The organism is Pseudomonas sp. R19M (assembly GCF_050312585.1).
GTDB classification, from domain to species: domain Bacteria; phylum Pseudomonadota; class Gammaproteobacteria; order Pseudomonadales; family Pseudomonadaceae; genus Aquipseudomonas; species Aquipseudomonas palleroniana.
On sequence record NZ_JBNPJV010000032.1, the window covers coordinates 62,663 to 83,298 of the forward strand.

At 60.3% G+C, this 20,636-nt stretch carries 22 protein-coding genes and 1 tRNA gene; 8 read left to right on the forward strand and 15 right to left on the reverse strand.

Annotated features, from left to right (window positions below; genetic code table 11):
- Position 1 precedes the first annotated feature (1 nt).
- Genes sctU through sctW form a run of 11 tightly spaced genes read right to left on the reverse strand, consistent with a single transcriptional unit; the run spans position 2 to position 10,142 of the window.
- Positions 2–1,099 carry a type III secretion system export apparatus subunit SctU gene (gene sctU, locus ACQRBT_RS05580; RefSeq protein WP_090366941.1) on the reverse strand — a complete coding sequence of 366 codons (1,098 nt, stop codon included), beginning with the start codon at positions 1,097–1,099 and terminating at the stop codon, positions 2–4.
- Positions 1,096–1,884, reverse strand: coding sequence for a type III secretion system export apparatus subunit SctT (sctT, locus tag ACQRBT_RS05585; protein ID WP_161548327.1), 789 nt, complete (start codon positions 1,882–1,884; stop codon positions 1,096–1,098). Before sctT ends, sctU begins: the two co-directional genes overlap by 4 nt.
- Before the next feature lie 10 nt (positions 1,885–1,894).
- On the reverse strand, positions 1,895–2,158 hold the full coding sequence (gene sctS, locus ACQRBT_RS05590) for a type III secretion system export apparatus subunit SctS (RefSeq protein WP_060754800.1): 264 nt from the start codon (positions 2,156–2,158) through the stop codon (positions 1,895–1,897).
- Between the two features lie 7 nt (positions 2,159–2,165).
- Positions 2,166–2,819 (reverse strand): type III secretion system export apparatus subunit SctR, encoded by a 654-nt coding sequence (gene sctR / locus ACQRBT_RS05595; protein WP_244697421.1) that lies wholly within the window; start codon positions 2,817–2,819, stop codon positions 2,166–2,168.
- Positions 2,816–3,829 carry a FliM/FliN family flagellar motor switch protein gene (locus ACQRBT_RS05600; protein WP_412046975.1) on the reverse strand — a complete coding sequence of 338 codons (1,014 nt, stop codon included), beginning with the start codon at positions 3,827–3,829 and terminating at the stop codon, positions 2,816–2,818. Before ACQRBT_RS05600 ends, sctR begins: the two co-directional genes overlap by 4 nt.
- A complete protein-coding gene (locus ACQRBT_RS05605; RefSeq protein WP_412046974.1) occupies positions 3,826–4,287 on the reverse strand; it encodes a type III secretion system HrpP C-terminal domain-containing protein in 462 nt (153 codons plus the stop codon). Before ACQRBT_RS05605 ends, ACQRBT_RS05600 begins: the two co-directional genes overlap by 4 nt.
- The gene (sctO, locus tag ACQRBT_RS05610) at positions 4,284–4,712 is read right to left on the reverse strand and encodes a type III secretion system stalk subunit SctO (protein ID WP_104995446.1); all 429 of its coding nucleotides are present in this window, start codon (positions 4,710–4,712) and stop codon (positions 4,284–4,286) included. Before sctO ends, ACQRBT_RS05605 begins: the two co-directional genes overlap by 4 nt.
- Complete coding sequence (locus ACQRBT_RS05615) at positions 4,699–6,057, reverse strand: FliI/YscN family ATPase (protein WP_060754795.1); 1,359 nt, start codon at positions 6,055–6,057, stop codon at positions 4,699–4,701. Before ACQRBT_RS05615 ends, sctO begins: the two co-directional genes overlap by 14 nt.
- A complete protein-coding gene (locus tag ACQRBT_RS05620) occupies positions 6,054–6,953 on the reverse strand; it encodes an FHA domain-containing protein (protein WP_412046973.1) in 900 nt (299 codons plus the stop codon). The genes ACQRBT_RS05615 and ACQRBT_RS05620 overlap by 4 nt, the downstream gene beginning before the upstream one ends.
- Before the next feature lie 34 nt (positions 6,954–6,987).
- Complete coding sequence (gene sctV / locus ACQRBT_RS05625; RefSeq protein ID WP_060754793.1) at positions 6,988–9,081, reverse strand: type III secretion system export apparatus subunit SctV; 2,094 nt, start codon at positions 9,079–9,081, stop codon at positions 6,988–6,990.
- Complete coding sequence (sctW, locus tag ACQRBT_RS05630) at positions 9,078–10,142, reverse strand: type III secretion system gatekeeper subunit SctW (protein WP_412046972.1); 1,065 nt, start codon at positions 10,140–10,142, stop codon at positions 9,078–9,080. Before sctW ends, sctV begins: the two co-directional genes overlap by 4 nt.
- 262 nt (positions 10,143–10,404) lie before the next feature.
- Between sctW and ACQRBT_RS05635 the strand changes: the two genes are divergently transcribed.
- The 8 genes from ACQRBT_RS05635 to ACQRBT_RS05670 all read left to right on the forward strand — a co-directional run bounded on the left by ACQRBT_RS05635 (position 10,405) and on the right by ACQRBT_RS05670 (position 17,871).
- Positions 10,405–10,956, forward strand: a complete 552-nt coding sequence (locus tag ACQRBT_RS05635; RefSeq protein ID WP_412046971.1) for an RNA polymerase sigma factor — start codon at positions 10,405–10,407, stop codon at positions 10,954–10,956.
- A gap of 224 nt (positions 10,957–11,180) precedes the next feature.
- Positions 11,181–11,257 (forward strand) — tRNA-Met (locus ACQRBT_RS05640).
- A 426-nt stretch (positions 11,258–11,683) separates the two neighbouring features.
- Positions 11,684–12,958: a glycoside hydrolase family 68 protein gene (locus tag ACQRBT_RS05645; protein ID WP_060754790.1), complete on the forward strand. Its 1,275-nt coding sequence runs from the start codon at positions 11,684–11,686 to the stop codon at positions 12,956–12,958.
- A 206-nt stretch (positions 12,959–13,164) separates the two neighbouring features.
- Positions 13,165–13,998, forward strand: a complete 834-nt coding sequence (locus tag ACQRBT_RS05650; protein WP_161548331.1) for an EamA family transporter — start codon at positions 13,165–13,167, stop codon at positions 13,996–13,998.
- A 94-nt stretch (positions 13,999–14,092) separates the two neighbouring features.
- Complete coding sequence (locus ACQRBT_RS05655; protein WP_412046970.1) at positions 14,093–14,872, forward strand: PhzF family phenazine biosynthesis protein; 780 nt, start codon at positions 14,093–14,095, stop codon at positions 14,870–14,872.
- 36 nt (positions 14,873–14,908) lie between these two features.
- Positions 14,909–16,738, forward strand: coding sequence for a gamma-glutamyltransferase (gene ggt, locus ACQRBT_RS05660; RefSeq protein WP_412046969.1), 1,830 nt, complete (start codon positions 14,909–14,911; stop codon positions 16,736–16,738).
- A 21-nt stretch (positions 16,739–16,759) separates the two neighbouring features.
- A complete protein-coding gene (pgeF, locus tag ACQRBT_RS05665; protein WP_412046968.1) occupies positions 16,760–17,485 on the forward strand; it encodes a peptidoglycan editing factor PgeF in 726 nt (241 codons plus the stop codon).
- Between the two features lie 71 nt (positions 17,486–17,556).
- The gene (locus ACQRBT_RS05670) at positions 17,557–17,871 is read left to right on the forward strand and encodes a helix-turn-helix domain-containing protein (protein WP_090366954.1); all 315 of its coding nucleotides are present in this window, start codon (positions 17,557–17,559) and stop codon (positions 17,869–17,871) included.
- A 27-nt stretch (positions 17,872–17,898) separates the two neighbouring features.
- Here the strand turns inward: ACQRBT_RS05670 and ddlA are convergent, their stop codons facing one another.
- The 4 genes from ddlA to ACQRBT_RS05690 form a co-directional block, all read right to left on the reverse strand.
- Entirely contained in the window at positions 17,899–18,993 is a 1,095-nt protein-coding gene (gene ddlA / locus ACQRBT_RS05675; protein WP_244384420.1) for a D-alanine--D-alanine ligase, read from the reverse strand.
- A gap of 44 nt (positions 18,994–19,037) precedes the next feature.
- Entirely contained in the window at positions 19,038–19,676 is a 639-nt protein-coding gene (locus ACQRBT_RS05680) for a LysE family translocator (protein ID WP_090366956.1), read from the reverse strand.
- Positions 19,677–19,756: 80 nt separating this feature from the next.
- The gene (locus tag ACQRBT_RS05685; RefSeq protein WP_060754782.1) at positions 19,757–19,978 is read right to left on the reverse strand and encodes a helix-turn-helix domain-containing protein; all 222 of its coding nucleotides are present in this window, start codon (positions 19,976–19,978) and stop codon (positions 19,757–19,759) included.
- Positions 19,979–19,985: 7 nt separating this feature from the next.
- On the reverse strand, positions 19,986–20,549 hold the full coding sequence (locus tag ACQRBT_RS05690; RefSeq protein WP_090366957.1) for a DUF2975 domain-containing protein: 564 nt from the start codon (positions 20,547–20,549) through the stop codon (positions 19,986–19,988).
- Between the last annotated feature and the right edge of the window lie 87 nt (positions 20,550–20,636).

The window sequence follows — 20,636 nt, forward strand, 5'->3', positions numbered from 1 at the left end:
ATCAACGCCGCTCCAGTCCCGGCAATTCCAGGGTTTCGCGCTTGGCTTCAGCGTCAAGCTCACGCAAGGTCCGGTAGATCAAGGCGACCGCCTGCAAGGTTTCGCGAGGAATCCCCATCCCCAGCTTTTTCTCGTACAGCGTACGGGCCAGCCAGACGCATTGGACCACCGGGACATCGGCGGCTTTCGCCCGGTCGATCAACGCGCGTGCCTGCGCATCCGTGCCCTTGTCCACCAGTAACGGCAGCGGTGTCTTGCCTGGGCGGTAATACAAGGCGACGGCAAAGTGCGTCGGGTTGACCACCAGCATGTCGGATTCCTCCAGCTTGGGCAGCTTGACCTTGGGTTCTTCCTGGGCCAGTTGATAAGCCAGGGAGCGACGCTGCCCCTTCACGTGCGGGTCGCCTTCCATATCCTTGTATTCCTTGAGTACCTCCACTTGGGTCATGCGCATGCGCTTGGCAAAAAAATGCTTCTGCAACGCCAGGTCAATCAACGCCAAGACCAACAGCAAGCCCAGACAGGCATGCAGTAGATGGCGGAACACTACAATCAGCGCCTGGACATAGGTTTGCAGGTCGCTACCGGCCAGCTTGATCAGGGTTCCCAAGGACGGACCGATCACGGCATACAGGATCACGCCCAATAGCAGGGCCTTGGCCAGGCTCATCAACAGGTTCATGACCTGCTGGGCCGAGAACATCTGCTTGAGTTGACTCAGAGGGTTCAGGCGACTGAAGTTGAGCTGCAGGCTCTGTGGCGCAAACAGCAACCCGAACTGCATCCAGCTGCTGATCAACTTCACGCTGATCGCCACGCCGGCCATCATCAGGGCAAACGCAAAAAACACGATCAGGCTTTCCAGCAACACCTCTTCCAAAGCGCGTGCGAAGGGTTGGCCCATTCGCGACATGGGCAGCACCATCAGCTGCTGGAAGCGTTGCATGCTGGGTTCGGCCGTGAACAAGGCGATCTCGCTCAAGGCGGTCAACACCAGCAATTTACCGACATCCTGGCTCTGCGCGACCTGGCCTTTTTGACGTTGGTCACGCAACTTCTTCGGCGTCGCCGCGTGCTTTTTCTCACCGGAGTCACTCATGGCGTCGAGCCCTGAAGCAATAGGCCCAGGGCGTGTTTGAGATCACCCAGCAGGCTCATGCGACCGACGATCAAATCCTGCAACAGGGGAAAGTACAAAATCAGGATCATCAACCCGGCCAGGCTTTTGAGCGGCGGCGCCAGGGTCGACACTTGCAGTTGCGGGCTATACAACCCGAGCAAGGCGACGCCGAATTCCAGCAACAGCAACACGCCAATAAACGGTGCGGCATACAGCATCATGTGCATGAACGTATCGCCAAGCAGCCCGAGGAATACGCTGAAGCCATTCACCGCCACCGACGGCAGCCACGCCGTCGGCGGCCACACCAGGTAGCTGTCCCAGATCACCTGGGTCAATACGCCAAGCCCGAGGGTCGCGATCAACAGGTAGATCGCCAACTGCTTGAACAGGTGGCCCACGGGCGTAGCATCCGGCCCCAATGAAGGGTTGAGCTGACCACCGGCCAGGGCGCCACGCTGGTTGTCCAGCAAGGCGCCCACTGACTCGAACATCCAGAACGGCATGGCCAGCAAGATCCCGAGCAGGAACCCCAGCACCAGCTCCTTGAACACCAACCCAGCGATCATCAAGGCCGAGTAGTCCTGGCCGTTGAGCACGCTGTAGATGCCGGGTGCCGGAATCAGCGCGAGGACCATGACGATGATGTGTCGAGGCATCCCCCTAAGGTGCTGGAAGCAGAATGCAGGCACCAGAAAAGCACAGGGATAGATGCGCGCCATGGCGACCAGCAGGCTGGGTAGGTAATCAACGAGAAGCAGCAAGCCGGTAACCTCAGTTCAGTGCCGAACGGGCGATCATGTCGAACGTCAGGTTGATCAGTTGGATCAACTCCACCCCAATCCAACGCCCGGTCAATATCAGGGTGACGCCCACCGCGACCAACTTGATGCCAAAGGGCAGGGTCTGATCCTGTATTTGCATCAACGCCTGCACCAGCGATGTCAGCACACCGACCACCACTGCCACGATCAACGGGGGCGCCGACAGGACCACCACCAGCAGCATGCCTTGCTTGAACAGCACGATCGGTTCCATAGGCCACTCAGAGATAAGAAAGGAACAGGCTGTCGAGCAGACGCGACCATCCGGACACCAGGACGAACAGGAGCAGCTTGAGCGGCAGTGAGATGGTCATGGGCGAGACCATTTGCATGCCCAATGCCAGGAGCAGATTGGAGACGATCAAATCGATGACGATGAACGGGATGTAGATCAGGAAGCCGATCTCGAAACCCGCCTGCAGCTGCGAGAGAACAAAGGCCGGCATCAACAGGATCAAGTCTTCGCGCTGAACCTGCTGCGCCATTTCCGGCGGCCACATGCGCGCACTGTTTTCCTTCAGGTGGGTCAGGACATCCGGATCGGTATTGCGCTGCATGAACGTGCGCAACGGCTGGATGGCCGCCAGGCCAGTCTCTTGCATCGTCTGCACGCTGCTCAAGTCCAGCGGTGACACCTTGAGCGTCTGCGCCACCTCATAGCCGACGGGCGCCATGATAAACAGCGTCGCCGCCAGGGCGATGCCATTGATCGCCATGCTCGGGGGTACCTGCTGCACGCCGATGGCGTTGCGGGTAATCATCAGCACGATGACGATCTTCAAGAACGCCGTGCAGACGATCAACAACATCGGCATCAGCGACAATGAACCCAGAAACAGCGCGAGAACGAGCGGGTCCACGCCTTGAAAGGTCATCGGGAGAACACCACACGGGACAACTGCAAGCCGAGCCGCCCATCCACCTCAACCAACTCGCCCTGGCCGATGGGCCGGTCGCCATAGTAAAGCCCGGCCATGCCGGGGGCGTATCCGGTTATCCCCAACACGGCGCCGGGGGCGAGGTTGCGCAACTCGCCGAGGCTCAGGTTCAGCGTGCCGCAGCGTACATTGAGCGCCATGCTCAACTCATCAAATGGCTCATGACCGAACACATCCGTCACCGGTCGGTCGTCCCCGCCTTGCGGAGCGTGATGAGCAACCAAATCTTCATCCACAGTTGTTTCCTCTATTGAAGTCACGGTCAGGCACAGCGACCCGCTTGCATCGTCAATGCACCCGTGCAGGCGATGCTTGCCGACGGGCAAGTAACCGGTGCCCTGCACTTGAAAATAGGTGTGTTCGAGCACCACGACGTCGCCTTCGCGGACGCTGCACAGCTGCGCGATCGACAAACGCAAATGCCCCAGCGTGACCGCGAGCGTCAGTTGGAATCGGTCCGGCATCGGCGCGGCTGTCGGCTGCCAAGGCCCGGCCTCGCACAGTGCCAGGAAGCTATGCGTAGACATCCACAGAAAACCCGCGACCCTGGATGCGCCAAGGCACACCCACAGCCGACAACCGAAGTCCAACACCGGCACCGCGGGGGATAAACGCAGGTAGCCGAACAACGCGCGAACCTGTGGGCTCAGATGTTGTTCAAACAGGGCCCAGAACCAGGAGTCCGGATCATTGCCGGCCTGGGCCAGTGTCACCGGGCACTCGCCCAACAGGCTGAGCTGCGGCGAAGGCTCACCGAACGCCAGCACCCCGCAGGCCGTTTCAAAACACAACGGCGTTACGCCTTCCGGTGCGCGCGCGGGCTCAAGCCGCAACTCCCCGCGCTGGCCGTCGACCTCAAAGGGCAGGCGCAACCCGCCCCCCAACCGACGCAGCGCAGCGACCACGTCACCCTGCACCGGGCGCAAGGCCAGAGGCGGCATCATCACGTGCGCTCCAGATGCGCCAGATGCAGGCTGACCGGCTGGCCAACGGCCTGGGCAATCCGATCCTCACAGCGCTGTCGCACACCACTGAGCCAACGCGTCGTCGTGTCCTGCTCGGCCTCCAACTCAACGCTCCAGGCGCCCTGCTCTCGGCGGATACGGGTCTGAATCCGCCCCAGCCGAGGCACGTACAGCATCGCTTCCAGCGGCCACTGCGAAGCGATGTGTAACCGAGGGGCCAACTGTTCGGTCAATGTCTCGATCATGGCGATCTCTGCGGCTGCGCTTCGTCCCGCCGCAGCGTGGCTGCCATAGCCCGTGGGCTCACCTTCATCAGCGAATAGCCGGCGGAACAACTGCCCTTGTTCTTCAGGGATAGCCACGCCGGCCCCGGCCTCACGCGCCTCACGAAGCTCCCGCAGGAGCGGACGCTCGACCTTGTCTGCCGGCACCTGAGTCACGCCTCCTCCTGAATCAATAAACTGGCCAGTTCCTGAAGCTTTTCGACCTCACGCAAACATTGGCTGACCTGCTTCTGCACGCTGCTGATGTGCTCGGCCTGCTGCGCCTTTTGCTCATGCAAGGCGTGTAGCTGGTCTTCTTCACGCTGGGTGCCGGCCGACAGGTTGCGCTCTTGGGCGCTCCAATCTTTCAACGCCTTGAAGGTCATGACCTGCCCCTGGTGCTGACTCAGCAGTTGCGCGCATTGCCGCGCCTCTTCAAGGCGTGTGTGTTCAAGCGCCTGCTGCGCCTGCGCGATCTGTTCCAGCAGGGTTCGCTGGGCTCGCTGGGCGGCACTCAACGCTCGCTCGACACGATCCGCGCGATGCCGACGCAAGCGCCGCAGTGTCTCGACTTCAACGCTCAGTGACTCAGAAGGGGACATACGCTGTCAGCTCCGTCAGTTGCTCCAGGGTCGTCGTGATAGGTGATGGCTCTCGCAAGTCCTGGCGCAGAAAACCATCGACGGACTGACGGCTGTCCACGGCCATATCGGTCAAGGCATCACTGCCGGGCTGATACTCACCCAGCTTGAGCATCAGCTCGATCTGCTGATACGCCGACAACAAGCGTCGCAGCGCGGTGCCGGCCCGGATATGTGCGGGCTCGGCCACATTGCTCAAAATCCTCGATAAGCTGGCCAGTACATCCACCGCCGGATAGTGACCACGCTCGGCCAGCTTGCGCGACAGCACGATGTGACCATCAAGCAGGGAGCGAACCTCATCGGCCACCGGATCGCTCATGGAGTCCTGTTCGATCAGCACCGTGTAGATGGCGGTGATCACACCGTCTCGCGTCAACCCGGCGCGCTCCACCAGCCGCGGCAGCAAGCTATACACCGACGGCGGCAAGCCCCCGCGCCCCAGGGGTTCGCCGGCCGCCAGGCCGATCTCGCGCTGGGCTCTGGCGAACCGGGTCAGGGAATCGATCAGCAACAACACCCGCTGGCCTTTGCGCCGAAACCCTTCGGCCAGCGCCGTTGCGGTGAAAGCGGCGCGGGCGCGCTCCATGCTGGAACGGTCGGAGGTGGCACAGACCAATACCGCCTTGGCGCGTAATGCGTCATCCAGCTCATGGTCGAGAAACTCACGCAGCTCGCGGCCTCGCTCGCCAATCAGGCCGAACACAATCACATCGCAGTCGACATTGCGGGCAATCTCGGCCAACAAGGTGGTCTTGCCACAACCGGCCCCCGCGAACAGGCCCACGCGTTGGCCCTCGCCCAAGGTCAACAGGCCATCGATCGAACGCACCCCGGTGGCAAGCGCCCGATTGATCCTCGGTCGCTCGGTCGGCAGCGGCGCCTCGCACAATACGGTGCTGGCATCGAGCGTGTCGGTCACGACAAACGCACTGGGACCGTCCCCCGCAATAGGCCGACCAAAGCCATCCAGCACCTGCCCCAGCAGCGCCTCGCTGACTTGTACTCGGTGTGGCACGCCCAGGCGCTCAACACTGGCGCCTACGCGCACACCTTCCAGGTTACCCAGGGCGCTGAGCACCGCGTCCTGCTGATCGAACCCGATGATTTCGGCCAGCATGCAATCACCCGGTTTTTTCTCCACCTGGCACAAGTCACCAATACGTGCGTCAGGCAACCGGCATTGCAACAGCATGCCGTTCACACGCTGTATGCGACCGCGCATCGAAACGGGCGCAAAGCGGGTCAACGCGTGTGACTGGTTCAGCCGCCACGCTTCCAGGCGCGCCTGTATCGAGTTATTCACCAGCGCACCTCATACCGTTGCGTACCGTCAAAAATCACTTTGTTGTTGTCGATCAACACCAACCGCAGGCCATCCAGTTCGTCGCCCACGAACAACCGGACGCCGTGCTCCAGCACCACGTGGCCGCTGGCGCCGCCGACGATTTGGAGGATCTTGAAGGGGAGTGTGTTATCGCGTACCTGCACGCGGCTGATCACCGGCACGGCGGTGTCGAACTGCTCGGCGAAACGACTGAGCATGCGGGCGACCAGCTCGACTTCTTCCTGGGAAACATCGCCGTTGAGGACAATCTGGGCATTGATCACCTGCAAGCTGACCCGCTGGGCCAACTCACGTTCGCTGAGCATCTTCAACAACTGCTGCCGCACCTCGAAGGGTGAGATCAGCTCCTGCTTTTGCTCCACGACGGGCATCAGCGACGCTTGTGCCCCGCGCCCTGGCGTCGAGACGATACCGATCGCGACGATGACCACGGCACACAGCAACACCAGGCTGATCAAACGTTTCTGTTGCGACGGGGAGATCGACGACAGCACCAGCCGCTGGGCCGGTTCAGGCGGCGGCGCCAACGGTGTTGGCCGGTCAGGCGGCGCCTGCGGCCAAGGCTGATCAGCCGGCACCACACACAAGCGCACGGCACCGATCACAAAAGGCGTATCGAGTGCCAGGTCGCCGATCTGCGCCAGCACTTGCCCGTCGCTGTCTTGCAACAGCCCCGCTTCGGCCTGCACCGTCCAATGTCCGTCGACCAGTTGCAAACGGGCGTGGTGCTCGGTGATACCCGGGTCCCTCAACAACAGGTCGGCATCCGCGTGGGCGCCAAGGCTCCACTGCTCACCAAACAACGGCAAAGCGGCGCCTTTTTGCAGTCCATCGAGTACCCGCAGCTCGAACATCATCGCACCTGTGGTGTCAGCATTAACGGCGGTGTCATGCCACTGCTCCGCGCATCAACTCGTCCTGGCCCAGGTCAAAACGCCCCAGCACCCTGACCTTGGAAGTACTCCCCAACTCGGCGAAGGACAGCACCGGCACATGGCTGAATTCGTCCAGCAACAAGGTGCGCAAGGGACTGCGCAGATCCTGTGCCACCAGCATCACGCTCTTGCTTTTGGGCCGCGCCGAAAATGCCTGGTTGAGCAGGTTGATCAGGGCTGCACTGCTCTCGTTGTCGAGGGCAAAGAACACGCCGCTCTGGGTCTGGCGCAACGCTTCGCGCAGGATGTTTTCAGTCTGGGGCGACAGCAGCCAGGCATGCAGGCCATCGGGCTCGCTGTATTGGTGGTAGATCTGCGACTTGAGGGCAATACGCGCGTAATCGGCCAAGGCATCCGGTTCGCGCTCATGCTGGCCGTACTCGATCAACGACTCGACAATCAAGCGCACCGCACGCAACGGCACGCCTTCGCTGGCCAGGCGCTGCAGCACTGACGAAAACCGCGAAAGCGGCATGATGCGTTGCAGTTCCTGCACCAGTTCCGGCTGGTTGTGTTCCAGCCAACTGAGAATCGCCTTGCTCTCCTGGATACCGAGAAACCGCGGCCCGCTAAGCATCATCGCTCGCGTCATGCGCTCGATGATCAGGCTCGGGGCAGTGAAACGCTCGACCTGGGGGTCGTCCAATAAAGGGTCATCGGGAGCAAGCCATAACCAGTCCTGCTCATCGCGCTCAGGAAGCCCTCTCTCGCCTCGCTCCAAGGGTGGCGTCAGCGATGCGTATTCAACGGCGATGCGATCACTCAGGGTCGCCGCCATCACCGGCACTTCGTGCACGCAGAAGCGCATCTCGTCAGGCGCCAGCAAGTCATCGAACTCGGCTTCAAACGGCGGCAGCGTCAGGCCGATGCTTGTGACCAGCCCGTTCCGGGCCTGGCGAATCTTATGAACGATATCGATGACCTGCGGCGTTGCGTACAACGTCGGGTGGAACTGCAACAGATAGGGGCGTGACGGATCAAAACCGCGCAAGTCTTCGTCGCCGTTTTCCTCGGGCCGCACCACTTTTTCAGCCTGCGGCGGCGGGGCAGCCTCGCGCTGGCGCTGACGCGCCAGGTAGTAGCCCAGGCTGCCGGTCATCAGCGAGATCAGAATAAACACCACCGTGGGCATGCCCGGCAGCGCGGCGAAGGCGAGCATGCCTACCGAGGCGATCATCCAGCTCTTGGGCTCACTGGTCATCTGCCGGGCAATTTCGGCGCCCATGTTATTGGCGCCCTTGCGCCCATCCGGTGCCACACGGGTAATGATCATGCCGGCGGTCAGGGAGATCAGCAGCGCCGGAATCTGTGCGATCAGACCATCGCCAATGGTCAGCACCGAATACAACGCCATCGAATCTCCCGCACTCATCCCATGCTGGAACATCCCGGTGGAGAAGCCACCCAGCAGGTTGATGAGCACGATGATCAAGCCGGCAATGGCGTCGCCTTTGACGAACTTCATGGCCCCGTCCATGGCCCCGAACAGCTGGCTTTCGCGGGACAACTGCTCGCGCTTGTCGCGAGCTTGCCCACCGTCGATCAGCCCGGCGCGCAAATCGCTGTCGATCGACATCTGCTTGCCCGGCATGGCATCCAGGCTGAAGCGCGCGGCGACTTCGGCGACCCGTTCGGAGCCCTTGGTAATCACCAGGAAGTTGACCAGGGTCAGGATCATGAAAATCACCAGGCCCACCGCGAGGTTACCGCCCACCACAAAATTGCCGAAGGCTTCGACAATGTCACCCGCGTCCTGCTCCAGCAGGATCAAACGCGTAGTGGCGATCGACAATGCCAGGCGAAACATTGTGGTCAGCAGCAAAATCGACGGGAACGACGAGAACGCCAACGGCCCGGGCAGGTACAGCGCGAGCACGATCAGCAAACAGGAAATGCAGATATTGAGTGCGATCAGGATATCCACCAACCAGGTGGGCAACGGCACAATAAAGATGAACACGATGGCCATGACCACCACCGCGCCTAACACTTCAGCACGCTGCGCCACTTTGAGCAGCACAGCGTTGATGGCGGCCAGCACCGTCACGGGAGGCTCCTCGACTCACCGTCGAAGTGCAGATGACCGCGCTCGGCACGGGTGAATTCGTCCATCACCAGCAAGATGTTATGCAGGGCCTCTTCACGCCCACGGCTGTCACGCCACAGAGCCAGGGGCAAACGTTGCATCACCGGGTACAAGCCGTTGAGAGACACCAGTTGGGCAGCCGGTAGCGCGCCGCCAAAATCGCAAGCTAGCCGCTGGACTTCCGCCGATTCGATACCAGTGCCGGCATAACCCAGAAGCCGTTGCAGCAGGCCTACCGCATCCAGTTCCGCATCCAGGCGCTGGATCAACGCCTGGCAATTGGATAACGCCCCGCCCAGCTGGCTGCAGCTCTGCAAACCCAGCAGCAACGTACGCAGTTGTGCCGTGGGTACCGAAGGCGTGTGGGCGGCGATATCGTCGGCCAAAGCACGACGCATCAGGTTGAGCCCGGCGCCAAACTGCTCGCCACCGTACACCCCGAGCAGCGATTGCATCATGAACGCCAGGGATTGGCGCATGACCACACTGGCGTAATACAACGCACGCACCGCTTGGCGTTCCTCTGGGTCACCACTGGCCTGCTGCAGCGTCAGTGCGATATTCAGCCCGGCCTGGATTTCCCGCTTGAAGCGGACTTCCAACTTTGCGAGTGCATCTCGCGCCAGGGCCGCCTCGACTTTGCGCGCTTCAGCTTGCGCCTCGGCCGCCACCCGCTGAAGTACCACGAAGGTGCGCGCAGGATCGCGGCCAGTCAGCTCAAGCAATGTGTCGATACCAGGCTGTAGCAACAGTTGCATGCGGACCTGGCGAGCAACGGTTGCCAATGACGCCTGGGCAGGATGGCCCAGTTGTTCATAGAGCTGGGTGATGTGCTCAATCGGTGTGACCTGCCGCCCAATCGAACGGCGGCCCAGAGCCACGCCATTGAGCGCCATTTCTTCGTTGAATATCTGGGCAATGTCGTCGATAGCCGTGGCACCGGCCTGCGTTTGGGTAACGCCGATGCGGGGTTGATCCGGGTTCAGGATCGGTTGCACATCGTTGAACGGTTCGACTTTCATGGGCGGGCCAGGACAGGGAGTTTGTGTCCCTATGTGGCAGGCGCGCGCCATACGGTTCCATCGAAACTACCCCTGCGGCGTTTTTGAAAATACCCGCACAACAGCATCCCCGCTTTTTGCAAACGACTGCACAAAACTCAGCACAAAAAATAAATATCTACTTATAAATCAATGAATTAAAACTTTTTTTCCTTTGGCACAGCCAGTGCAAAAGGGGTCACGTCGAAACCACTTCGACCGTGTCCACCCAGAGGAAAAAATCATGGATATCCCTATTGGTGCCCTCGCTCATCTTGTTGGCAGCTCGCCTCAATTCATGCTCCACCTGACGGAAGACCAACAAAAAAAACTCCGGCGCTTCATTCATAAGCGCGTGCTCAACCCGGAAGATGCGGACGATCTTCTGCAACTCACCTACCTGGAAGCCTGGCGTAACCGCGAGCGCTACAGCGGCCAGGCGACACTCAGCACCTGGATGTGCGGAATCGCGCAGAACCTGATTCGCAACCACTTCCGGCGCCTGTATGCCAAACCGGTGCATTGCGAATTCGACGAGGCGCTGTGGCATGGCCAGGAGGACAGCCGTAATCTGGACTGGGAATTCGAGGTCAATCGCCGGCTGGAAAAAACCCTGATAGCCATCAAGGACCTGCCGCAGGAAATGCGCAAAACCCTGTATGCCTCGCTGGAGACGGATGGCAGCTATCAGGACACCGCCGATGCACTGGACATCCCTATCGGCACTGTTCGCTCGCGCCTGTCACGGGCACGTGAACAACTCAAGCGCGTCACCCATACGCCGTTGCGACCTTAAGCCAGACTAGCTGGCCATCGTTGGGCGACAGGGATATCAGCCCAACTCGATCTAGCCTTTTCATGCGCGACAGCAAGGCCGTGCCCATCCCGCCGAAACCTGACGCCCAACCCGCCACTCGTCGCTGTTTAGCCCGATTTTCGTTAAACAGTTGAAAGCGTAGAAAAATTTTCAACAAAAACGCTTGACGCATTCCCGTTCTACGCGAATAATGCGCGCCACTTGGCTACATAGCTCAGTTGGTTAGAGCATAGCATTCATAATGCTGGGGTCCGGGGTTCAAGTCCCTGTGTAGCCACCAAGTACCGATCCATAGATGTCTACAGCAGTCTGTGAATCACCTCAAGAAGCCCGCCTCGTGCGGGCTTTCTTGTTTCTGGACATCCATGCGGGTCCAGCGACGTCAAACTCCCCCTCTCCAATACGACACTCGCCAACCTGGCTGCTTGATCATGCCTGTACTCCAGGCTTTGAAGATGCCCGCCCACGTCCAGACCAACGCACCACAGTTCTCTGCCGCGAATATCATGCAGGCATCGTCGCCGATCAGGCTTAAAGCTAACTTCTAGAAACGCATCAAGCTGAAACGTATCAGCCTGTGTAAAAAGTCAAATTATGCACAAATGCAAATTTACGCTTGACCCCAAAAACCGGTTTGCCTAAGATGAAATCACTGTATGCACATACAGTATTTTTTATAACTTCCTTCACGGACGAGGTATTACCCATGAAAAGCAACACTGAAAAATTCGGCAAGATCCCCCATCAACCCAGCCTCTGGACTCGGGCCGATGCGCTGAAAGTCCACGCGGACGATCCCACTACGACCCAGCCACTGGTCAGTGCGGATTTCCCGGTATTGAGCAATGAGGTGTTCATCTGGGACACCATGCCGCTGCGCGACCTGGACGGAAACGTGACCTCCGTCGATGGCTGGTCGGTGATCTTCACCCTGACCGCGGATCGCCATCCTAACGACCCGGAGTACATCGACGAGAACGGTAACTACGACATCACCCGCGACTGGAACGACCGCCATGGCCGGGCAAAGATGTACTACTGGTTTTCCCGTACCGGCAAGGATTGGAAACTCGGTGGCCGAGTGATGGCCGAAGGGGTTTCGCCGACCGCTCGCGAATGGGCCGGCACGCCAATCCTGTTGAACGAAAAGGGGGACATTGACCTGTACTACACTGCCGTCACGCCAGGCGCGACCATCGTCAAGGTACGTGGTCGAGTGGTGACGACCGAGCATGGTGTCAGCATGGTCGGCTTTGAAAAGGTCAAGCCGCTGTTCGAAGCCGACGGCCACATGTATCAAACCGAAGCGCAGAACGCCTTCTGGGGCTTTCGCGATCCTTGGCCGTTCCGTGACCCCAACGACGGCAAGCTGTACATGCTGTTTGAAGGCAACGTGGCCGGCGAGCGCGGTTCGCACAAGGTCGGGAAAGCCGAAATCGGCGATGTGCCGCCGGGTTATGAAGACGTCGGCAACTCGCGTTTCCAGACCGCCTGTGTCGGTATCGCCGTGGCCCGTGACGAAGACGGGGACGACTGGGAAATGCTGCCGCCGCTGCTGACCGCGGTCGGCGTCAACGACCAAACCGAACGCCCACACTTCGTGTTCCAGGACGGCAAGTACTACCTGTTCACCATCAGCCACACCTTTACCTATGCCGACGGCGTGACCGGGCCGGACGGGGTGTACGGTTTCGTCGCCGATTCGCTGTTCGGCCCTTACGTGCCGTTGAACGGTTCCGGCCTGGTGCTGGGCAACCCGTCCTCCCAGCCGTTCCAGACCTACTCGCACTGTGTGATGCCCAACGGCCTGGTGACCTCGTTTATCGACAGCGTGCCGACCGACGAAACCGGCAAACAGATTCGTATCGGCGGTACCGAAGCACCGACGGTGGGGATCAAGATCAAAGGACAGCAGACGTTCGTGGTGGCCGAGTATGACTACGGTTACATCCCGCCGATGCTCGATGTAGCACTCCAATAACAGCGAAACAGAGTGTTTGGGCAGCGGGCTCGAATTCGATAAAGAGCCCGTTGTGGATAGGATCGAGTATCCCGCCCGGCTCACTGCAACACCGACCCGTTACGGGCTGCAAGGATGCAGCCCGTAACGGGTCTTCCTCTTTGTGAGCTACTTCATCACACTCTTGCCTGTCTAACATACCCTTGAGCGCAGCAGGAGCGCCCTTCATGAGCCTCGACGTATTCGCCATCATCCTGCTGGGCGCCGCACTTCACGCCACTTGGAATGCCGTAGTCAAAGGGGGTGCCGACAAGCTCCTGACCACCTGCATGATCGCCTCAGTCGCTTCGCTGATCGCGTTGACGACTGTCCCGTTCCTGGAGCCTCCAGCGCGAGGCAGTTGGCCGTTCATAGGGGCATCAGTAGTTTTCCAGGTGCTGTATTTCGCCCTCATCGCCTCGACCTACCGTGTGGCCGACATGAGCCAGACCTATCCGATCATGCGCGGTACCGCGCCACTGCTGGTGGCTACGGTGAGCGTGCTGCTGTTGTCCGAGGCATTGTCGGCATTCGCCTGGCTCGGCATCGCAATCATCTCCCTCGGCATCTTGAGCATGGCCGCCGTCCCTTCGGCAGGGTCGCGAAAAGGCGTGGTGCTGGCCTTGATCAACGCCGGCGTGATCGCGGGCTACACCCTGATCGACGGCGTGGGTGTGCGTAAATCCGGCGCGCCGGCGGCGTACACCCTGTGGATATTCCTGCTGACCGGCATCCCGCTTTGCGCATGGGCCCTGGCCACGCGGCGCGGCGTCTTCATTGAATACGTCAGGCGCCACTGGCACCTTGGCGTGGTGGGCGGCTTCGGCACACTGGCGTCCTATGGCCTGGCCCTGTGGGCGATGACTGCGGCACCGATCGCCACGGTTTCTGCGCTACGGGAAACCTCCATCCTGTTCGGCGTGGTGATCTGTGCATGGGTACTCAAAGAGCATCTGACGCGGGCTCGCCTCCTCGCCGCCTGCATCATTGCCGGCGGGGCAATGGTATTGCGCCTGGGCTGAGCAGCGTTTGCGCTCAAAAAAACTTCGTATCTGTATTTTGACGCTCTGGGGACCCACTGTTAGTGTCCGGCCTCCCCTACACGGAGTGCTCCTGATGAAATTGGATATCTACCAGGTCGATGCTTTCAGCCAACATCCCTTTGGCGGTAACGCGGCGGCGGTCTGCCCGCTGACCGAATGGCTGACCGATGAGCAACTGCACAACATCGCCGCCGAGAACAACCTCTCGGAAACCGCGTTCTTCGTGCCCCGTGATGGCTTTTATGAGTTGCGCTGGCTGACCCCGGAAGTCGAGGTAGACCTGTGCGGCCACGCCACGCTCGCGGCGGCATGGGTCTTGATTCACCAGTTGCCGGATGCACCGGATGTGTTGCGCTTCGCCACCCGCAGCGGTGAGTTGCGCGTAACGCGCAACGGCGACGAACTGGCGATGGATTTCCCGGCCAAGCAGCCCGAGCGTTGTGAGCCGCCCGCCGGCCTGTTGAACGTCTTGGGGGTTGAGCACGCCGAGGTGTATGCCACCGATGACTACATCGTGCTGCTGGAAGACGAAGCCCAGGTCGCCGCCCTGACGCCGGATTTCGTTCGCCTCAAGGGCCTGCCTAAACGCGGAATTGCGGTGACGGCCAAAAGCACGCGCTTTGATTTCATTTCTCGCTGGTTCGGCCCGAATGTCGGTATCAATGAAGACCCTGTCACCGGCTCTGCGCACACCTCGCTGACGCCATTCTGGGCCGAGCGCCTGGGCAAGTCGCAATTGACCGCCGAACAGGGAGGCAACCGTCGTGGACAACTGCGTTGCGAACTCAAGGGCGACCGCGTGATTATCGCCGGGCACGCAGTGCTCTACCTCAAGGGCACGATTTACCTGTAAAAAGGAGCCACCCAAGGACAACAGATCATTCTCACAATGAACGGAGTTCAGCGCGTGCTTTCGATTTCCCGCCGTCAACTGTCAATGGTTGCCGCAGCCTTCGCCCTGGCCGGCTGTCACACCCCCGTCACTGAACAACCTCCAGCACCGGAGCTGGGTTCGGGTTACCGCAGCGATCTTGTGACGCAACACGCCGAGCGCCATATGGCCGCCGCCGCCAACCCGTTGGCGGCCGAAGCCGGGCGTGAGATGTTGCGCCAAGGAGGCTCGGCCATTGATGCAGCGATCGCCATGCAGGCGGTGCTGACCCTGGTGGAACCGCAGTCGTCCGGCATCGGCGGCGGTGCTTTCATCATGCTCTGGGATGGGCAAACCGTACACGCGTACGACGGTCGCGAAACGGCGCCGGCCGGTGCAACCGGGCGCTTGTTCTTGAAGGCCGACGGCACTCCCATGGCGTTTCCCGAGGCGCAGATCGGCGGGCGTTCGGTCGGCACGCCGGGCGTCTTGCGTGCGCTGGAAATGGCACACAAGCAAACCGGCCACCTGCAATGGGCCAAGCTGTTCGAGCCCGCCATTCGTTTGTCGGAGCAGGGCTTCGCGATATCCCCCCGCCTGCACGCGCTGATTGCCGCCGACCGCTACATCGCGCAGTCGCCGGAGATGGCGGCCTACTTTCTGAACGCCGATGGCACACCTAAAGCCGCCGGCACGCTGTTGAAAAACCCGGCACTGGCGAGTGTATTCAAGCGCATTGCCAAGGAAGGACCCGACGCGCTGTACCACGGCCCGATCGCCGACGAGATCGCACGCAAGGTCCAGGGCAATCGCAATGCGGGCAGCCTGTCGCAGGCCGACCTCAAGGGCTATGTCGCCAAGGAGCGCACACCGCTGTGCACCGACTACAAACAGTACCGCGTGTGCGGCATGCCGCCCCCCTCCTCGGGCGGGATTGCCGTTGCGCAAATCCTCGGCACGTTGCAGGCCGTGGAGGCTCGCGACCCGCGCCTGGCCATCGCGCCGATGGCACCCGTGAAAAGTGCCTCGCCCGCCGGTCTTGAGCCCAGCCCCAAAGCCGTGCACCTGATCGCTGAGGCCGGTCGCCTGGCCTTCGCCGACCGCGCATTGTATGTGGCCGATTCAGACTTCACCCCCGTCCCCGTCGCGGGCCTCGTCGCACCGGACTACCTGGCCCAACGCGCCACGCTGATCGGCGAGCGCAGCATGGGCATCGCCAAACCGGGCCGACCTGCGGGCATCCAGGTGGCGTACGCGCCGGACCGTTCGCCGCTGCGTATCTCCACCTCACAAGTGGTGGCCGTGGACGACCAGGGCGGCGCCGTATCGATGACCACCACGGTGGAAGCGGCGTTCGGCTCGCACCTGATGGTCCAGGGCTTTCTGCTGAACAACCAGATGACCGATTTTTCGTTCATCCCCGAAGAAAACGGCCAGCCGGTGGCCAACCGCGTCGAGCCGGGAAAACGCCCACGTTCGGCCATGGCACCGACCCTGGTGTTCGACCGCAAGAGCGGTGAATTGCTGGCCACAGTAGGCTCGCCGGGCGGCTCACAGATCATCGAGTATGTGAGCAAATCCTTGGTGGCTATGCTCGACTGGAACCTCGACCCGCAAGCCGCCATCAGCCTGCCGAACTTCGGCAGCCGCAACGGTGCGACCGAACTGGAGGCCGGCCTGTTCAGCCCAGGGTTGAAACAGGCGTTGCAGGACAAAGGCCATACGTTGAGCGAGATTGAAATGACCAGCGGCATCCAGGCCATCGTGCGCACGCGGGATGCCCAGGGCAAGGTGTCGCTGAGCGGCGGCGCGGACCCTCGGCGTGAAGGCGAAGCGGTCGGCGACTAACTTTTTCAGCGGAGACATCCTGTGCAGCAGGCAGACAATCTCGGCGCCGTCCCCGGCGTCGACCATGGCTTTTGCTCGATCAATGATCCGCTACGGCCAGAAACCGTGTTCATCTGCAAGCAGGTGCACAGCGCCTCGGTGATTGAATGGCAGGCCGGTCAGGTGGCCAACACCCTTGAGGCGGACGGCGTGTTCACCCGCGAGCATCAGGCGATTGCGGTGATTACAGCCGACTGCCTGCCGGTGCTTATCGCCTCGGAAGACGGCGCAATGGTTGCCGCCGTGCATGGCGGTTGGAAGGGACTGCAAGGCGGGATCATCGCCAACGCGGTGCAACGCTTTGCCGACCAAGGCATTCCCGTGGACCAATTGCGAGTGGCCATCGGACCGTCGATCAAGCCGTGCTGTTATGAAGTGAGCGAGGGGTTTATCGGGCAGTTCCAGATCGATCAAGGCCACTTGTGGTGGAATGGCCTGGCGCCATGGAGCTTTGCGCAACCGACCCCATTGCTGCCACCCGAGATTGCACCGCCGTATGCCAGGCAAGCGGGAAGTGCCTGGTTCGATTTGAGCGGGTATGGGGTGATGCTTCTGCAAGCGGCGGGACTCAAGCGTGAGCAGATCGAGGTCAGTAAGGTGTGCACTTATTGCACATCACCCACCTTCGCCAGCTACCGCCGAAGAACTCATCACCCGCAGGAACCGAAGACGTTGATCTATTCGTGGATTGCTCGCCGAGACCGGTGAGAGAGAACCTACAAAGGATACCGAGAATATTCCAGCGCATATCCTGCACAAAATCGCAAAGGACATGAACCATGCCACTCACTGAGAAGCAACTGAAGGAACGTGACGCCAAACGTAATATTGGCGAAGAGTTACTGGCCGCCATACAGGATGTTAAAGCGGGACATTACGGCGCTGTGCATCAGGTTGAAATCACTCAAGCCGCAGAAGCCAGGAGTAAAACCGGATTGTCACAACCCAAGTTTGCCGAGCTTTTAGGGGTTTCGGTAAGAACACTTCAAGAGTGGGAACAAGGGCGTCGCTCTCCTTCCGGGGCCGCACGCTCACTGCTGCACATAGCAGCCATACGGCCAGACGTTTTCCGGGAAGTACTCAGTAACGCCTGATGACGCTACTGAGCTGTCGGTCGATGACTACCGACTGATCTTGAGCCCCTTGCGCCCGGCATGCCGCTCCAGTGCCAGCTCGATCAAGCGGCTCACCAGCTCGCTGTAGCTCATCCCCGCTGCCTGCCACAGCTTGGGGTACATGCTGATGCGGGTGAAGCCGGGCAGTGAGTTGATTTCGTTGATCAGCACTTCGCCGTCGTCGGTGAGGAACACATCGACCCGGGCCAGCCCGGAGCAGCCCAGCACCCCGAATGCCTCGATGGCCAACTGGCGGATACGCTCACTGGCGTCATGGCTGATAGCGGCCGGCACCACCACTTGGGCGGCCTGCTCGTCGATGTATTTGCTGTCGTAGGAATAGAAGCCGTTGCTCACCACGATCTCGCCACAACCACTGGCGATGGGGTTGTCGTTGCCCAATACGGCGCATTCGATTTCGCGGCCTTGAACGGCGGATTCCACCAGCACTTTTTCATCAAAACCCAAAGCCAGCTCGACGGCTGCGTGGTACTCGGCTTCACTGGCAACCTTGCTCACACCCACCGAAGACCCCTGGTTCGCGGGTTTGACGAACATCGGCAAGCCCAGTTTGTTGACGGCCGTTTCAAAGGATGTGCGCGCCGCATTGCCACGGGTCAGGGTGATGAACGGGGTAACGCCAATACCGGCATCGCGTAGCAGGCGCTTGCTGATGTCCTTGTCCATGCACACCGCCGAGCCGAGCACATCGGAGCCAACGAAAGGCATATCGGCCATGCGCAGCAAACCTTGCAGGCAGCCATCTTCACCCAGGGTGCCGTGGACGATGGGGAAGATTACGTCGATGTGTTCCAGCATACCCTGCCCGGAGGTTTCCACGACTTGCCGGCTGGACTTGCCTGGCACCACTGCCAGTTCGCGATTGGACTGGTTGAGGGCGATCAATGCCGGGTTTTCCTGGTTGATCAGGAAGTTCGACGTGTCGTTGAGGTGCCAGTGGCCGGCCTTGTCGATGCCGATCAGGACGGGCTCGAAGCGCGTACGGTCCAAGGCGTCGACGATATTGCGCGCCGATTGCAGAGAGACTTCGTGCTCGGCCGAACGGCCACCAAAAATAATACCCACCCGCACCTTGCTCATGACCCAGCCTCACAGTTGAAAGTAAGGCTTCTTAACACGGGCGGTTAGCGATTCGCCACCAGATGTGCACCGAACAGTACGTAGCAACCACCGGCAAAACGGTCGAGCCACTTGCGCGAACGACTGTAGAGGTTGGCCATGCGCTCACTGGAAAACACCAGTGCAACGGCGCAATACCAACTGAACGACAAGCTGGCCATGACGACCACAGCCAGCGTCAGCAGCAACGGCGAGGGCGAAGGAGGCATGGTCGAGGCGAAGATCGTCGCGACAAACAAGGCGGACTTCGGGTTGGACAAATTACCGAGCAAACCCAGCCGCCAAGCCGACAACAGCGAGCGTCGCTGCCCATCCGCCAGCGGGTTCCGGCCCGCGACCGGTACCGAACGTTTGAACAGCCTGAGCCCCAGGTAAATCAGGTAGCAGCCACCGATAATCTTGAACGCCAGGTACAACATGGGCGCCGCCGTAAACAACGACTTGATGCCCAGGCCACCGGCCACTCCCCACAGCACCGTACCCGAGGCGACACCTGCCGAGGCCGCCACACCATGGCGGCGTGAGGCATTGGCGGCTAACTGGGCGATGTTGAAAAAATTCGGCCCCGGGGTGACGACAGCAACTATCCAGAGCAACGCTAACGAGAGCAATGGCGCGGTATAGACCCAGTGTGAAAGCTCCATAAACTGACCCCTGCTCGAAAAAATCGCCAATCCGTGTGAAAGCAGCATAAGCCGATCCCTGTTCGAAAAATAGTTAGCCGCTACCGCTCGACCGGAGGTTCCGGCATATGCACCAACAGATCACCGGGCTGGCACTGCAGATAGGTGCAGATGGCATCCAGCGTCCCCAGCCGTATACCCTTGACCTTGCCTTGTTTGAGCAACGACAGGTTCTGTTCGGTAATTCCGATGGCGGCCGCCAGGTCCTTGGATTTGACCTTGCGCCGGGCAAGCATGACGTCCAGCTCAATCACAATGGGCATTTCAATCTCAGACAAAGGTGCGGTTTTCGGAATCGACTTCACTGGCCTGCCACAGAATACGCGCAATCACTGCGATACAACCGGCTAGAAACAGTGCCACAACGCTGGGCGCCGTCACGCTCAGGGTGATCAATCGCTCGCCGACCGGCAAGGTCATTGTTATCCAGGCGCTCAGCAATGGTTCGCATAGGAAGTCCAGCAAGACCCAGATCGCGACGGCTTTCCCAACCTTGCCCAAGTGCGAAGCGGCCGTGCTGGAAAAGTACTCACCCCGCGAATAGCGCTGGAACAGCTTGCGCAGATGATTCAAGCCACTCGCCAAGGCCATCAGCGGAATACTCGACAACACAATGGCGCCCAGGGTTTGCCATAGCGGGAACAGGGCTACCTGGTCCATGCGCCCCTGGATCAGGCGATCGCTCAGCGCAAAACTGAAGCCTCGCCCACCAGTAGAGGAGCTCAAGGTTGGAAACAACCACACAGCCGCGTTCAGGACCAGCATGCCGACAATCAGCAACAATGTGATCACTGACATTCGTTGGCTAAGCAGGGCAAGACGTTGAGTGTTCATAAACAACCTCGTTGAATTAATGTCGAGGCAAAATAGCGAATTTATTATCGTAAAACAATAATAATTTACCGATAAACGATTAAAACC

Excerpts from the sequence above, each read along its gene's own strand:
- ACQRBT_RS05650 (WP_161548331.1), top strand. The coding sequence starts at position 13,165 with ATGAGCCTCGACGTATTCGCCATCATCCTGCTGGGCGCCGCACTTCAC.
- ggt (WP_412046969.1), top strand. The coding sequence starts at position 14,909 with ATGAACGGAGTTCAGCGCGTGCTTTCGATTTCCCGCCGTCAACTGTCA.
- ACQRBT_RS05680 (WP_090366956.1), bottom strand. The coding sequence starts at position 19,676 with ATGGAGCTTTCACACTGGGTCTATACCGCGCCATTGCTCTCGTTAGCG.
- sctS (WP_060754800.1), bottom strand. The coding sequence starts at position 2,158 with ATGGAACCGATCGTGCTGTTCAAGCAAGGCATGCTGCTGGTGGTGGTC.
- sctO (WP_104995446.1), bottom strand. The coding sequence starts at position 4,712 with ATGTCCCCTTCTGAGTCACTGAGCGTTGAAGTCGAGACACTGCGGCGC.
- sctW (WP_412046972.1), bottom strand. The coding sequence starts at position 10,142 with ATGAAAGTCGAACCGTTCAACGATGTGCAACCGATCCTGAACCCGGAT.
- sctU (WP_090366941.1), bottom strand. The coding sequence starts at position 1,099 with ATGAGTGACTCCGGTGAGAAAAAGCACGCGGCGACGCCGAAGAAGTTG.
- ACQRBT_RS05635 (WP_412046971.1), top strand. The coding sequence starts at position 10,405 with ATGGATATCCCTATTGGTGCCCTCGCTCATCTTGTTGGCAGCTCGCCT.
- ACQRBT_RS05685 (WP_060754782.1), bottom strand. The coding sequence starts at position 19,978 with ATGCCCATTGTGATTGAGCTGGACGTCATGCTTGCCCGGCGCAAGGTC.
- ACQRBT_RS05690 (WP_090366957.1), bottom strand. The coding sequence starts at position 20,549 with ATGAACACTCAACGTCTTGCCCTGCTTAGCCAACGAATGTCAGTGATC.
- ddlA (WP_244384420.1), bottom strand. The coding sequence starts at position 18,993 with ATGAGCAAGGTGCGGGTGGGTATTATTTTTGGTGGCCGTTCGGCCGAG.
- ACQRBT_RS05645 (WP_060754790.1), top strand. The coding sequence starts at position 11,684 with ATGAAAAGCAACACTGAAAAATTCGGCAAGATCCCCCATCAACCCAGC.
- sctR (WP_244697421.1), bottom strand. The coding sequence starts at position 2,819 with ATGACCTTTCAAGGCGTGGACCCGCTCGTTCTCGCGCTGTTTCTGGGT.
- ACQRBT_RS05620 (WP_412046973.1), bottom strand. The coding sequence starts at position 6,953 with ATGTTCGAGCTGCGGGTACTCGATGGACTGCAAAAAGGCGCCGCTTTG.
- ACQRBT_RS05670 (WP_090366954.1), top strand. The coding sequence starts at position 17,557 with ATGCCACTCACTGAGAAGCAACTGAAGGAACGTGACGCCAAACGTAAT.
- ACQRBT_RS05655 (WP_412046970.1), top strand. The coding sequence starts at position 14,093 with ATGAAATTGGATATCTACCAGGTCGATGCTTTCAGCCAACATCCCTTT.